Origin of the sequence: Novosphingobium sp. (assembly GCF_049240505.1) — a bacterium.
GTDB lineage: Bacteria > Pseudomonadota > Alphaproteobacteria > Sphingomonadales > Sphingomonadaceae > Novosphingobium.
Genome location: NZ_JBMLSM010000115.1, coordinates 1 through 13,903 on the forward strand (window position 1 = coordinate 1; position 13,903 = coordinate 13,903).

Here is a 13,903-nt window from a genome sequence, read left to right on the forward strand (position 1 = left end):
CGGCGGAGAATCTGGCGAAGGACTTCGGCATCAGCCGCGAGGCTTGCGATGCCTATGCGGCACGCAGCCACAGCCGCGCGGCGGCGGCTTGGGCCAAGGGGCTGTTCGACGATGAACTGGTGCCCGTGCCCGTACCGCAGCGAAAGGGCGATCCGGTGATCTTCGCGCACGACGAAGGCTATCGCGCCGATGCCACGCCGGAATCGCTGGGCAAGTTGAAGGCGCTGGAAGGGGGCGTAGTGACCGCCGGCAACGCGAGCCAGCAGAATGACGCGGGCGCGGCCTGTCTGGTCGTGGCGGAGGATAAGCTGGAAGAACTGGGGCTGGAGCCGATTGCATGGTTCCATTCGTGGGCGGCGGCGGGGTGCGATCCTGCGCGCATGGGCTATGGCCCGTTGCCTGCAACCGAACGGCTGTTTGCGCGCAATGGCCTTTCATGGTCGGACATCGACCTGATCGAACTGAACGAGGCCTTTGCGCCGCAGGTGCTGGCCTGCCTGAAAGGTTGGGGCTGGTCTGATGATGACAGCCGCCATGACATGCTCAACGTCAACGGATCGGGCATTTCGCTGGGCCATCCCATCGGCGCAACCGGCGGGCGCATTCTGGCCAATCTGACGCGCGAATTGCAGCGGCGTGGCGGGCGCTATGGGCTGGAGACGATGTGCATCGGTGGAGGGCAAGGCATCGCAGCCGTGTTCGAGGCGGCGCGATGATCCTTTCCCCCTATGATAGCGAGGACCACGGCGAAATCCGCGAGGGCGTGCGCAAATTGTGCGCGCAGTTTCCGGGCGAATATTGGCGCAAGCTGGATGCAGCACGCGCGTATCCGACCGATTTCGTCAATGCGCTGACCGAGGCGGGGTATCTTTCGGTGCTGATCCCCGAAGAATACGGCGGATCGGGCCTTGGCCTTGGTGCGGCGGCAGCGATCCTTGAGACGGTGCAAGCCGAAGGTGGCAACGGCGGGGCCTGCCACGCGCAGATGTATACGATGGGCACGATCCTGCGGCATGGGTCGGAGGCGCAGAAGCGGGCCTATCTGCCCAAGATCGCCAGCGGCGAACTGCGGCTTCAGGCCTTTGGCGTGACCGAGCCGACCAGCGGGACGGATACGACAAGCCTGCGCACCTTCGCCCGCCGGGAAGGCGACGAATATGTGGTCAATGGCCAGAAAATCTGGACAAGCCGGGCCGAACATTCCGATCTCATGCTGCTGCTGGCACGCACCACGCCCAAGGACGAAGCCGCGAAGAAGACCGATGGCCTTTCGGTGTTCATCGTCGACATGCGCGAAGTGGTGGGAAAATCGCTGAGCATTCGCCCGATCCGCACGATGATGAACCATGCGACGACCGAAGTGTTCTTCGACAATATGCGCATCCCGGCGGCGAACCTTCTGGGCGAGGAAGGCAAGGGTTTCCGCTATATCCTGTCAGGCATGAATGCCGAGCGTGTGCTGATCGCGGCGGAATGCGTGGGCGATGCGAAGTGGTTCACGCAGCGGTCGGTGGACTACGCCAGGGAACGGCAGGTGTTTGGCCGGGCCATCGGGGCAAATCAGGGCGTCGCCTTCCCTATCGCCAAAGCCTATGCCCAGATGCGCGCGGCGGAGCTGATGGTGCGCGAAGCGGCACGTATGTACGAGGCAGGGCTACCGATGGGGGCCGAGGCGAACATGGCCAAGATGCTCGCCGCCGATGCTTCGTGGGAAGCGGGCAACGCCTGCGTGCAGACGCATGGCGGCTTTGGCTTTGCCGAGGAATACGATGTGGAGCGCAAGCTGCGTGAGACGCGACTTTATCAGGTCGCGCCGATCAGCACGAACCTGATCCTGTCGTATCTGGCGGAGCATGTGCTGGGATTGCCGAGGAGCTATTGAGGCGGCTTTGAGGCTTTATGTTGGGCTGGATTCCCGCCTTCGCGGGAATGACGATGGTTCATTAAATTCGTCATTCCCGCGCAGGCGGGAATCCAGCTTGCACAGTCGCTATTGCTGCGCCTGCCCTGTCGTTTCCTGCAAGCCCCCACCCAGCGCACGGTAGAGTTCGACCATGTTGCTCGCCCGCGTCAGGCGGGCCGAGATCAGCGATTGCTGCGCGTTGTAAAGCGTGCGCTGGGCGTCAAGCGGTTCGAGGTATGTGGCAACGCCAGCGTCATACCGGGCCTTGCTGAGGCGGTAGGCCGTGGCGGCATTGGCGGCGAGGCTGGTTTGCGCGCGCAGACTTTCATCAATCGTGCCGCGCCGTGCGAGGGCATCGGCAACTTCGCGGAACGCGGTCTGGATTGCGCCTTCATACGTTGCCAGCGCGGCATCGCGTGATGCCTTGGCAGCGGCGAGATTGTTCGCCGTGGCCCCGCCATCGAAGATGCGCTGGCGCACGGCAGCGTTGGCCGTCTTCTGGAAATCGCCGCTTTCGAAAATGCGGCTCAATCCTGCAGAGGCGAACCCGAACAGACCGGTCAGCGACAGTGTGGGAAAGAACGCGGCACGAGCAGCGCCGATATTGGCATAAGTGGCGCGCAACGAATGCTCTGCAGACAGCACATCCGGGCGACGCAGAAGGACTTCTGACGAAAGCCCAACGGGCAGCGAGGCCAGAACCTGATCGCCGTTGCCAAGCGTCGATGGCAGCAGATCGTCCGCCAACGGCCCACCGGTGATCAGTTCCAGCGCATTGCGCGCCTGCGCCAGATTTGTCTGCAGATCGGCAGCGGCAGCTTCCGCCGTGTTGAGCTGCGAGGTGGCCGTGGCAACATCCAGCCTGGTGCCGATGCCGTTCGCTTCGCGCCGCACGTTGACGTTGAGAGTATCCTTGCGCGTGGCGACGGTTTCCTGCGCGATCCGCAGCGCATCTGCGGTGGCGGCGTAGCTGAGCCATGCGCTGGCAGTTTCGGCAACCAATGCGATCTGGGTGGACTTGCGCCCTTCATCGGTGGCCAGCCACGTTTCGAAAGCCGCAGTGCTGAGATTGCGCAAGCGGCCCCACAGATCGATCTCGTAAGCGCTGGACCCAGCCTGAACGAGGAAATTGTCGGTTACCTGCCCTTGGGTGCCCTGCACCGCCGAAAGCGTGGCGGTGCCGTTCACAATGGGGAACAGGGCCGCCCGGTTCACGCGATAGAGCGCGCGCGCGCGTTCGACGTTGGCCAACGTGGTGCGCAGATTGCGATTGTCGGCCAATGCCTTGGCGATGACCTGCTGGAGGCGCGCATCGGTGAAGAAATCGCGCCAGCCCAAGGCATCGACGGCGGTGTCTCCAGCGGCCAGCGCCGGGTAGGCTGCGCCTTGGGGCAGGTTTGGCGCGACGGGCGCTTCGGGCTGCACGTACTTGGGTGCGAAGTTGCACGCCGTGAGTGCAAATGCGGGCAGTGCGGCAAGGAGAGGGCGCAGCTTCATGCCAGTTCTCCTGCGGGCAATTCAGGTGCCTGGGCAGCGCGTTTGCGCCCCATCGCGCCTTTCACCACCACGAAGAACACCGGCACGAGGAAGATTGCCAGAACCGTGGCCGAGAGCATCCCGCCCATGACCCCGGTGCCGATGGCGCGGCGACCGTTGGCCCCTGCCCCGCTTGCCAGCACCAGCGGCACGACGCCCGCAATGAAGGCCACGCTGGTCATGATGATCGGGCGAAGGCGCAGGCGCGCGCCTTCCAGCGCGGCGGCCACTGGCGTTGCGCCCTTCTGCATCGCAAATTCCGCAAATTCGACGATCAGGATCGCGTTCTTGGCGGACAGGCCAATCGTGGTCAGCAATGCAACCTGAAAGTAGATGTCATTGTCATAGCCGCGCAGCGTGACCGCAAGCACCGCACCGATGATGCCAAGCGGGATCACCAGCAGCACTGCAACCGGCACGGACCAACTCTCGTAGAGTGCGGCAAGACAGAGGAAAATGAAGAAGATCGAGGCTGCATAGAGCAGTCCCGATTGGCTGGACGCGGCGCGTTCCTGATACGACAGGCCGCTCCATGCCACGGTGAAGCCACCATCGAGCGCCTCTGCACTTTCTTCCATGATCTTCATGGCATCGCCGGAACTGACGCCGGGCGCACCGCTGCCATTAAGCTGCTGCGCGGAAATACCGTTGAAGCGATCAAGCCGGACCGGACCTTGGGTCCAGTGCGAGGTTGCGAAGGACGAGAACGGTGCCATCTCGCCGTTGGAACCGCGCACGAACCACTGGCCGATGTCAGCAGGTTCCGCGCGATAGGCGGCATCGCCCTGCACGTAGACACGTTTGACACGGCCACGATCAACGAAATCGTTCACATATAGACCGCCCCAGGCGATCGACAGGGTGGAGTTGGCGGCAGCAGGTGTGATCTGGAACGCGGTAAGCGCTTCGTCGTCAATGTTTACCTTGAGTTGCGGCGTGTCTTCCAGACCGCTGAGACGGACCTGACCGAGGCGCGAATTCTCACCCGCCATCTCAACCAACTGGCGGCGGGCAGCGGTCAGTGCATCGCGACCGGCTCCGACGGCGTCCTGCAACCACATTTCGAAACCGGCAGACGATCCCAGCCCGCGAATTGGGGGCGGATTGAGAATGAATATCTGCGCTTCACGCGATTGGCGGAAGTGGGCGTTCAGACGTTCGGCAATCGCCGCTGCGGAACGGTCCTTGCCGGGGCGTTCGGACCAGTCCTTCAACAGGATGAAGCCCTGCCCTGCATTCTGCGCCGAGCCGGACTGGCCGCGCCCCATGACGACAAACACCGCCTGGATATTTTCAGCCTCGGTTTTGCGGATGTAGTCCGAAACCTGCGTAGCAACGGCGCGGGTCTGTTCAGAGGTGGAGCCGACGGGAAGCTGGTAGTTGATCGAGATGTTGCCCTGATCCTCATCGGGCAGAAAGCTGGTGGGCAGGCGCATGTAGAGCAGCACCATCGCCACGGCGATTGCGCCGAACGCCAGCATCCAGGGCAACGGACGGGAAACGGTCCGGGCGAGCCGGTTCTTGTAACCGTCTTCGAGCCTTTGGTAGCCGTTGTTGAACTTCGTGAAAAAGCGGCCCTTGGGCTTTTCGCGTTCGACCGGAGCCAGCAACGTAGCGCACAGCGCAGGCGTGAAGATCAGCGCCACGAAGGCGGAAAGCGTCATCGCCGAAACGATGGTGACCGAGAACTGCCGGTAGATCGCACCGGTAGAGCCGCCAAAAAACGCCATCGGCACGAACACGGCGGTGAGGACGAGCGTGATGCCGATGAGCGCCGAGGTGATCTCGCCCATCGATTTGACCGTAGCTTCGAGCGGGTCAAGATGCTCTTCGTGCATCACGCGCTCGACGTTTTCGACAACGACGATGGCGTCGTCCACCAAGAGGCCGATGGCAAGGACGAGGCCGAACATCGTCAGGGTGTTGATCGTGTAGCCGAACAGCGAAAGCACGCCGAACGTGCCGAGCAGAACCACCGGCACCGCGATGGCCGGGATCAACGTGGCGCGCCAGTTCTGCAGGAACAGGAACATCACGATCACGACCAGCACGATCGCTTCGATCAGCGACTTGACCACTTCCTCGATAGAGATCTTGACGAAGATGCTGCTGTCGCGCGGGTAAGCGGTGTGATAGCCGGGCGGCAAATCCCGCGCGAGTTCGGCGACCTTTTCCTTGACCAGTTCCGCCGTCAGCGTGGCATTGGCACCCGAAGCGAGATTGATCGAAAGACCCGTGGCCGGCATCCCGTTGAAGCGGCTGAGCGAACCGTAGCTCTCCTCGCCCATCTCGACCCGGGCAACGTCCTTGAGCTTGACCACAGAGCCATCGACGTTGGTTTTGACCACGACGTTCTGGAACTGTTCGGGCGTTTCAAGGCGCGAACGCGCGGTGATCGTGGCGTTGAGGCGCTGACCTTCAGGCGCGGGATTGCCGCCGATTTCACCCGCCGCGACCTGCGTGTTCTGGGCCTGCAGGGCGGCAGTGACATCCGACGGCATAAGCTGGACGGCGGCAAGGCGCACCGGATCGAGCCACACACGCATCGCGAAAGAACCGCCAAAGACGTTGGCGCTGCCCACGCCTTCGACACGGGACAAAGGATCCTGAAAGTGCGTGGTGAGGTAATCCGAAATGTCGGAATTGGTCGCGCGGCCAGTCTCGTCATAGATCGAGACGACCATGAGCATGTCCGACTGCGCCTTGTTGACGTTGACGCCCTGTTGCTGGACGACAGCGGGCAGACGGCTGATCGCACGCGAAATGGCGTTCTGGACCTGCACTTGCGCGGTATCGGGATCGGTGCCCTTGTCGAACGTGACGGTGATGCTGGACGAATTGTTCGACGAGGTGGAATTGAAATAGAGCATTCCGTCCAAACCCTTGAGCTGCTGCTCAAGGATCTGGGTGACGGAGTTTTCGACCGTGGATGCGTCAGCGCCGCCGTAGTTGGCGTTTATCGAGACGGTCGGCGGAGCAATATCGGGATACTGTTCCACGCCCATCGTGCTGACCGAGAACAGGCCGGCCGCCATGATCACGATGGCCAGCACCCAAGCAAAGATCGGGCGATAGGCGAAGAACCGGGAGACCATCTGCTGTCAGTTCCCCGCCGTTTTCGCAGGGGCGGTGCTATCAGCTTTGGGAGCGCTGCCCGCAGGGACAACTTTGGCCTTGGCCCCTTCGCGCGCATTTATCAGCCCGTCCACGACCACGCGGTCGCCCGGCTTCAACCCGGCAGTGACCAGCCAATTCGGGCCAACGGGAGATTCAGCGGTGATCTCGCGCTTTTCCAGCTCATCCTTGGCATTGGCAATCAGCACACTGGCACGACCGCGCGGATCGCGGCTCACGGCGGCCTGCGGCACGAGGATGCCATTGGGTACCGAGCCTTGCCCGACGCGCGCGCGCACGAACAAGCCCGGCAGCAGATCACCCTTGGGATTGGGCACCACAGCGCGCACGGTGATCGTGCCTGTTTCGGGGTTCACGTCGATATCTGCGGGGTTGAGCTTTCCGGCGACCGGATATTCGCTGCCATCGGGCAGGATCACGGTAACTGGCGCAGATCCTGCGACCAGCGTCCCGCTTTCGATCGCCTTGCGCATTGCGATGAATTCCGCGCCGGACTGGCGAATGTTGACATACATCGGATCGAGCCGCTGCACCTTGGCCATCGGCGTGGCCTGTGCATTGGTGACGAGCGCACCCTTGGTGACCATCGAAATGCCGATGCGACCGCTGATGGGAGACGTAACGCGCGTGAAGCCGAGATTGACCCGCGCCGAAGCCAGTGCCGCACGGGCTTGCCCCACGGCTGCGCGCGACTGGTTATAAGTGGCGCGGGCATCGACGGCGTCCTGTTTGCTCACACCGCCCTGTTCGGCCAGCGTGGCAAAGCGTTCGGCCCGCAGCCGGTTGGCTTCTACCGTCGCTTCGGCAGAGGCAACCGCAGCAGAGGCCTGCGCCTGCGTGGCTGAAAGGAGGCGGGAATCGATCTGGTAGAGCGCCTGCCCCTGACGGACGTATGACCCTTCCTGAAACAGCCGCGCCATGACCAGCCCCGCCACTTGCGGGCGCACCTCGGCGATTTCGTATGCCTCGGTCCGCCCGGCCAGTTCGGTGGTGAGTTCAACCGCCTGCGCCTTGGCGATCATCACGCCAACCACCGGGACGGGCTTCGCTTTTTCGGCATCGGCAGAACCGCAGGCCGAAAGGACCAGCGGCGCGGAAAGGACAGCAATGGTACGCAGGAGAAAATGCGCTTGGGACCGCAAGGACGTTCTCACTCGAAAGGATTTCGCAACCGACACACCCGAACGCACGAGCCTGCGATTCGTCTCAAGACCGGTCGCAAACCGCCCGTCGGGGCATGTTTCAGCGCGTGTCTAGCAGATTGCTGCAGTTGCGCACGCTCCTTGATGGTCGCGAGCGATGCCTGCGACACAAAGTTACATTTGTACCAAAACGCCCGGTTTTTCCCGATTCGCACCGTGGCAACCCCAAAATAGAGGCAAAATCGCTCCCATTCAGCGAATTTCCGTGGAAAGACGCGCGCAAGGCATGGTGTTTGCGGCCAGCGTTGCGTTAGCCGTGCCATCCCTTTCCAGCAGAGGACAAGAGTACAATGAACAACAGCGACCTCGCCGACATCATCGCCGCCAACCACGGCCTCTCGAAGGCTGACGCCCGCAAGGCTGTCGACAGCGTGTTTGCCGCGATCACCGACGCTGCCGCGAAGGGCGAGGAAGTCTCGCTGAACGGCTTCGGCAAGTTCAAGGTCAAGAACACCCCGGCCCGCGAAGGCCGCAACCCGTCGACCGGCGCAACCATCCAGATCGCAGCTTCGAACAAGCTGACTTTCTCGGCTGCGAAGGCGGTCAAGGACAAGCTCAACGGCTGATCCTTTCCGGCCCGGCGTCTGCCAGTGGGCGGACGCCGGACGGACACCTTACCGATTTCTCAGTTCACCTGCCGCTCAAACCCTGCCCAGTAGGGTTCGCGCAAGGTCCGCCGCAAAATCTTGCCCGACGGGTTTCGAGGCAGCGCGGCGATTATATCGACCGATTTGGGCACCTTGAAACCGGCAAGACGCTCGCGCGTCCAATCGATAACCGATTGCGGATCGATGGTGTGGTCTGGCTTTGCCACGCAAACGGCCTTTACCACCTCACCCCATTTTTCATCGGGCACGCCGATGACGGCAACTTCCAGCACATCGGGATGACCATAGATCGCGCTCTCGACTTGCGCGGGATAGACATTCTCACCGCCGGAAATGATCATGTCCTTGATGCGGTCGTGCATGTAGACATAGCCATCTTCGTCCAGATAGCCGGCGTCCCCCGTGGCGATCCAGCCATCCTGTGTCATCGTGCTGGCGGTTGCTTCGGGCAGATTCCAGTAGCCCAGCATGTTGTTTGAAGAACGGGTCTGAATCTCGCCTATCTCGTTGGGGCCGAGCGCGTTGCCGCTATCGCCCATCACGCGCACTTCCACGCCAGGTAAAGGCTTGCCGGCAGAGCGCATACGCTGGTTGCCTTCAACGCAGTGATCCTCTGGCGGCAACATGCAGATCGTGCCGGTGGTTTCGGTCATGCCGTAGGCCTGGATGAACTCGGCCCGGAACATGGCGATACATTCGCGCAGAAGCACCAGCGGGATCGGCGATGCGCCGTAGATGATGTATTTGACGCGGGCAAAATTCACGCTGGCACAATCCGGGTGATTGAGCAGCATCTGCAATGCCGCGGGAACGATGAAGAAACGGGTCACACCCTTCTGCTCCACCGCATCGAACACAGCGCGCGGTTCGAACTCGGTCAGGATGATCCCTGGCAAACCTGCTCCGATCGCCATGACGCCAAGCCCCGTGCCGCCGATATGGGCGCATGGCATGGCGACAAGGATCGCCTCGTCATCGGTCATGGTGGTGTAGGGCTGATCGCTGCCGATCGATTGCTTGCGCAGACCGAAGAGATTGCGGTTGGAAAGCACGGCGCCCTTCGGATTGCCGGTGGTGCCCGAGGTGTAGAGTTGCAGCACGGCATCGTCTGGCTCTGCTGCAACAAACGGCGCGCGTTGCTGGCTATCAATCCACTGCCATGCCTGATCCTGCGTGAAGCAGCGGCCAACCAGCGGCAACGTGGCAAACGCATCGGCCAGCGCCTCGAAACCCTGCCCCAGAAACACAGCCTTTGCCTGCGCATCGCCCGCGATCCACGTCGCTTCGGCAGGGGCAAGTCGCCATCCGACCGGCACCATCACCACGCCGAGGCGGGCGGCAGCAAAGAACAGAGCGAAATAGAGCGTGCTGTTCTTGCCGAACCACGCGACCCTGTCACCCTTGGCGATGCCCAGCGCCTGCAAACCGGCTACCGCCTGCGCAGTGACCTGTTCAAGTTCACCATAGGTCAGCGTGCGGTCAGGCCCATCCAGCGCCACACCTTGCGGGCGATCATCCGCCCAAAAGCGAATGAATCCGTCAAACGTAAAGAGATGCGCGGTGCGTTCCGCAGTTGTCGGCAGTTCCGCAGCTTCGGCCATGCTTCGCTCTCCCAAGCAGTTTGCGGGAGTTAATCATGCAATTAAGCCCAGAGGCAACCCTGCCAATCGTGACAGAGTGTATCGGGTTTGGGCGGGACCGCCTCAGGCCTGTTCCATCGCTTTCTTGTAGACGCTTGTCTTTGGCGCTTCGAACAGGCGCATGACCATCGGTTCGAAGAACGACAGCGGCAGCGTATCATAGTTGGGGTCGAACGAGGGGCAATCGTACTTGTCGATGAACTCGGCGGTAGCGGCGGCGTGTTCATGGTCTGCGAACTTTTCGCGCATGTTTCGGTCAAGGCCGATGAAGTGGAAGAAGTTGTAGCCCTGAAATATGCCGTGGTGCTGAACGATCCACAGCAGTTCTTCCGAAACGAAGGGCTTGAGAATGGCAGCGGCGATATCGGGATGATTATAGGCCCCCAGCATGTCGCCGATATCGTGCAGAAGTGCCATGACCACATAGGCCTCGTCACGCCCATCGCGATAGGCGCGGGTCGCCGTTTGCAGGCAATGCGTCAGCCGGTCCACCGCAAAGCCGCCGCAATCGCCTTCGAGCAGGCGCAAGTGATCGAGTACGCGCGCCCCGCCACTCACGGCATGGGGACGCATGTGGGTCATGATCGCATCCCAGTCTTCCTGGGTGCCTTCGGTCATGCTGTGGAACTGCGCTGTGGGAAGCTCTTCCATCGCGATCATCCTTCTCCCGCACACCTTTCGGCGTTTTCGTTGCGGATGAGATTATCGCGTTTACGGCTCTTGGGAAGATGGAACCGGCGCAAATATCTGTCCGGGCAGCGAAAGCGCCAGCAGGAGGCAGCCCACCAGCAGCACAAGGATAACACCGAGCGCCGCGTAAATACCTTCTGCTCCCATCGCCACATCAGGCCCGCCCAGCGCGAAATAGGCACTCCCCACCAGCGCAATGCCGAATGCGCTGCCCATCTGCAGCACGGTCTTCAGAATGCCGCTCGCAGCCCCCGCATGGCGACGGTCAACGCGCGCGAGCGCCACAGGCGTTACCGGGCCGGACAATGTACCCATGCCGATTCCAGCCAGAAGCAAAGCAGGCAGCAGCAGCGGCAGACCTGGCCCGCCCCATGCGATCCAGATAAAAGCGCCGGTATTGGCAACCAGCAGCGCAACCGAAGCAAAAACCATCACCCACTTGCCCATCCGCGCCAGATAGCGCCGCCCCAGAAATCCCATCCCGATCATCACGCCTGCGCTGAACGGGATATGGACCAGTCCTGTCTGCAGCGGCGAATAGCCAAGCCGCGATTGCAGCGCGTGGGCAAAGACGAACAGAAAGCCCGTATTCGCCGCCGAGAAGATCAGACCGATCAGTGCGCCAGTGCGGAACAATCCATCGTTGAGCAGTTCGGGATCGAGGATCACCGGCTTGCCTGCCTGCGCTCGCTTGACCAGCCCGTGCCACGCCGCCCACAGCAGGAACGGAGACGATGCGAGCAGCGCGCCGCTCATCATATCGAAACCGCCATGTTCGCCGCGCACCAACGGAAACAGCATGGCAGCCAGCGCTGCACCAAATGCCAGCGTGCCGATCACGTCGATACGCGCGCCCTTGTGCGCCACCTCACGCGGGAGATAGCGCCAGCCCGCCACAAGTGCCGCAACGCCGATGGGAAGATTGATCAGGAACACACTGCGCCAGCCCAGCCCGGCGATGTCAGCCGAAATGAGCAACCCGCCAAGGATAGGCCCAGCAATCCCGGCCAGCCCGCCGATCACGCCGAACCACGCCAGACGCCCGATACGCTCTACCGGATCGTAAAGGATCTGGATCACGGCCATGACCTGTGGCGCCATGATAGCACCCGCCACGCCTTGCAGCACGCGCGCGGCGATCAGCAGTTGCGGATCTCCCGCCAGACCGCACAGCAAGGATGCTAGCGTGAAACCTACGACGCCGGTGAGGAACATCGCGCGTCCCCCATAGATATCGCCAAGCCGCCCGCCGAGGATCAGCAGCAGCCCGAACGCCAGTGAATAGCCCGCCGCGATCCACTGCGCCGCGCTGCCACCGAGGTCTTGCCCCCGTGCGGCAAAGTCCGCCTGCATGGCGGGCAACGCTGTGTTGATGATCGTCACGTCGACGATCTCCAGCACAAGCGCCGTAATCAGCGTGAAGAAGGCGAGGCTTTTCTGCCGCTCGGTCATCTGGTCGAGCTTGTGGCTGGTAATGGTCTGGCCCGAAATATCTTTGGCCATCGGATCAGATCTTGCCTTCGCGCAGCATCTTCACGGCTGCGTCACAGGCTCGCGCGGTCAACGCCATATAGGTGAGCGAGGGGTTCTGGCAGGCTGACGACGCCATCTGTGCGCCGTCGGTTACAAAGAGGTTGGGCACATCGTGCGCCTGGCTCCACTTGTTCAGAACCGAGGTTTTCGGATCATGCCCCATGCGCGCGCCGCCCATTTCGTGAATGGCCATGCCGCCTGTGCCGGGCTGGTCCATTCCCATGATCACCTTGCCGCCAGCCGCCGTCATCATCTCGGCAGCATCGGCCTTGGCTTGCGCCAGTGCGGCCTGCTCTTCCTTGCCGAAGGCGAACTGGATATGCAGTTGGGGGATGCCGAAACGGTCGGTCTTGGCGGGATCGAGCGTAAGCCGGTTGCTGTCACGCGGCACGCAATCGGCGAAAGCGACCAGCACCATGCGCCACATGCCGGGGCTGTGCAGCTTGTCTTTCAACGCTGCACCGATGCCCGCCTCGCGCTTGCCCGTACCCCAGTTGCTTTGCAGCGCGCCGCCCTGAAACGAATAGCCGCGCGTGTGCCCCACCCCGTCCATCGCATCCATGTTGCGATAGCGGGCAACGACCACGCCGGTCGGCCGGTTGCCAAAAGTGGTGCGATCATTGAACTGCGGAAACAGCGCGATCGTGGACAGCGTTGTTGCGTGGTCCATGATCTGCGTGCCCAACACACCGCTGGAATTGGCAAGGCCGTTCGGCATCGCCTCATTGCGCGAATTGAGCATGAGATGGACCGAGTTGAACGCGCTGGCATTCAGGAACACCAACCGCGCCGTGGCTTCGCCGCGGGTACCGTCCCTGGTGTTGACATAGCGCACGCCGGTCACGCGGTTGGTCTTCGGATCATAATCCAGCTTTTCCACCACGGCATCGGTCACCACCGTCAGGTTGCCGGTCGCCTTGGCCGCGGGCAAAGTGCTCGATTGCGTGGAGAAGTATGCCCCGAACGAACAGCCGCGCGCGCAGATAGAGCGGTTCTGGCATTCGGCACGGCCCTCTTCGGGCTTGGCCACGGTCATGTTAGCGGTGCGGCCAATGGTCATGCAACGTCCGAACTTCCCGGCGATTTCCTTGCGGACGTGCTGCTCCACCACGTTGAGCGCCATCGGCGGCTGGAACTTGCCGTCGGGCAATTGCGGCAGTCCTTCAGCCGCGCCGGATACGCCGATGAATTCTTCCACCTTGTCATACCACGGTGCAAGATCGGCATAGCGGACAGGCCAGTCTGTGCCGTGGCCATCCCGCTTGTTCGCGCTGAAATCGTAATCCGACCAGCGATAGGTCTGCCGCCCCCATGTAAGCGATCGTCCACCAAGCTGGTATGACCGCAGCCAGTTGAACGCGCTTCCGGGCGCCGTGACGTATGGATTGTCCTTGTCGTTGACGAAGTGCCCTTGCGTATATTCGTTGAAGTGCCGGTTCTGCGACTGGACCTGATATTCGCGCGCATAGAGCGCGGCGTCACCTACCCCGCGAAACGGCATTTCCCACGGCGCTTTAAGCTCCGTCTCGTATTCGCCGTGAACGATCTCGCGCCCGCGCTCGATCATCAGGACCTTAAGGCCAGCCTGCGTCAGTTCCTTGGCCGCCCAGCCGCCGGTGATCCCGGAGCCGACCACGATTGCGTCGAATTGCATGT

General features: G+C 62.2%; 10 protein-coding genes. 3 read left to right on the forward strand and 7 right to left on the reverse strand.

The features are described from left to right. A partial coding sequence (locus tag ACOVQ0_RS09885; protein ID WP_421883648.1) for an acetyl-CoA C-acyltransferase occupies window positions 1-716 on the forward strand: 716 nt, incomplete at its 5' end. Beyond that, window positions 713-1,882: an acyl-CoA dehydrogenase family protein gene (locus ACOVQ0_RS09890; protein ID WP_421883651.1), complete on the forward strand. Its 1,170-nt coding sequence runs from the start codon at window positions 713-715 to the stop codon at window positions 1,880-1,882. The genes ACOVQ0_RS09885 and ACOVQ0_RS09890, both read left to right, overlap by 4 nt. 108 nt (window positions 1,883-1,990) lie before the next feature. On the opposite strand, the gene ACOVQ0_RS09895 is transcribed toward ACOVQ0_RS09890, so the two are convergent. Genes ACOVQ0_RS09895 through ACOVQ0_RS09905 form a run of 3 tightly spaced genes read right to left on the reverse strand, consistent with a single transcriptional unit; the run spans window position 1,991 to window position 7,716 of the window. After that, the gene (locus tag ACOVQ0_RS09895; RefSeq protein WP_421883653.1) at window positions 1,991-3,400 is read right to left on the reverse strand and encodes an efflux transporter outer membrane subunit; all 1,410 of its coding nucleotides are present in this window, start codon (window positions 3,398-3,400) and stop codon (window positions 1,991-1,993) included. Next, window positions 3,397-6,534: an efflux RND transporter permease subunit gene (locus ACOVQ0_RS09900; RefSeq protein WP_421883656.1), complete on the reverse strand. Its 3,138-nt coding sequence runs from the start codon at window positions 6,532-6,534 to the stop codon at window positions 3,397-3,399. The genes ACOVQ0_RS09895 and ACOVQ0_RS09900 overlap by 4 nt, the downstream gene beginning before the upstream one ends. A 6-nt stretch (window positions 6,535-6,540) precedes the next feature. Next, complete coding sequence (locus ACOVQ0_RS09905) at window positions 6,541-7,716, reverse strand: efflux RND transporter periplasmic adaptor subunit (RefSeq protein WP_421883659.1); 1,176 nt, start codon at window positions 7,714-7,716, stop codon at window positions 6,541-6,543. Window positions 7,717-8,066: 350 nt separating this feature from the next. Here ACOVQ0_RS09905 and ACOVQ0_RS09910 point away from each other — a divergent pair, with 350 nt between their 5' ends. Then, entirely contained in the window at window positions 8,067-8,342 is a 276-nt protein-coding gene (locus ACOVQ0_RS09910; RefSeq protein WP_168852558.1) for an HU family DNA-binding protein, read from the forward strand. Window positions 8,343-8,401: 59 nt separating this feature from the next. On the opposite strand, the gene ACOVQ0_RS09915 is transcribed toward ACOVQ0_RS09910, so the two are convergent. From ACOVQ0_RS09915 to ACOVQ0_RS09930, 4 genes are all read right to left on the reverse strand, one after another. Next, window positions 8,402-9,985, reverse strand: coding sequence for a fatty acid--CoA ligase (locus ACOVQ0_RS09915; protein ID WP_421883662.1), 1,584 nt, complete (start codon window positions 9,983-9,985; stop codon window positions 8,402-8,404). Window positions 9,986-10,087: 102 nt separating this feature from the next. Continuing rightward, entirely contained in the window at window positions 10,088-10,675 is a 588-nt protein-coding gene (locus ACOVQ0_RS09920; RefSeq protein WP_421883665.1) for an HD domain-containing protein, read from the reverse strand. Between the two features lie 60 nt (window positions 10,676-10,735). Beyond that, window positions 10,736-12,217 carry an MFS transporter gene (locus tag ACOVQ0_RS09925; protein WP_421883668.1) on the reverse strand — a complete coding sequence of 494 codons (1,482 nt, stop codon included), beginning with the start codon at window positions 12,215-12,217 and terminating at the stop codon, window positions 10,736-10,738. 4 nt (window positions 12,218-12,221) lie between these two features. Further along, window positions 12,222-13,901, reverse strand: coding sequence for a GMC oxidoreductase (locus tag ACOVQ0_RS09930; RefSeq protein WP_421883670.1), 1,680 nt, complete (start codon window positions 13,899-13,901; stop codon window positions 12,222-12,224). Between the last annotated feature and the right edge of the window lie 2 nt (window positions 13,902-13,903).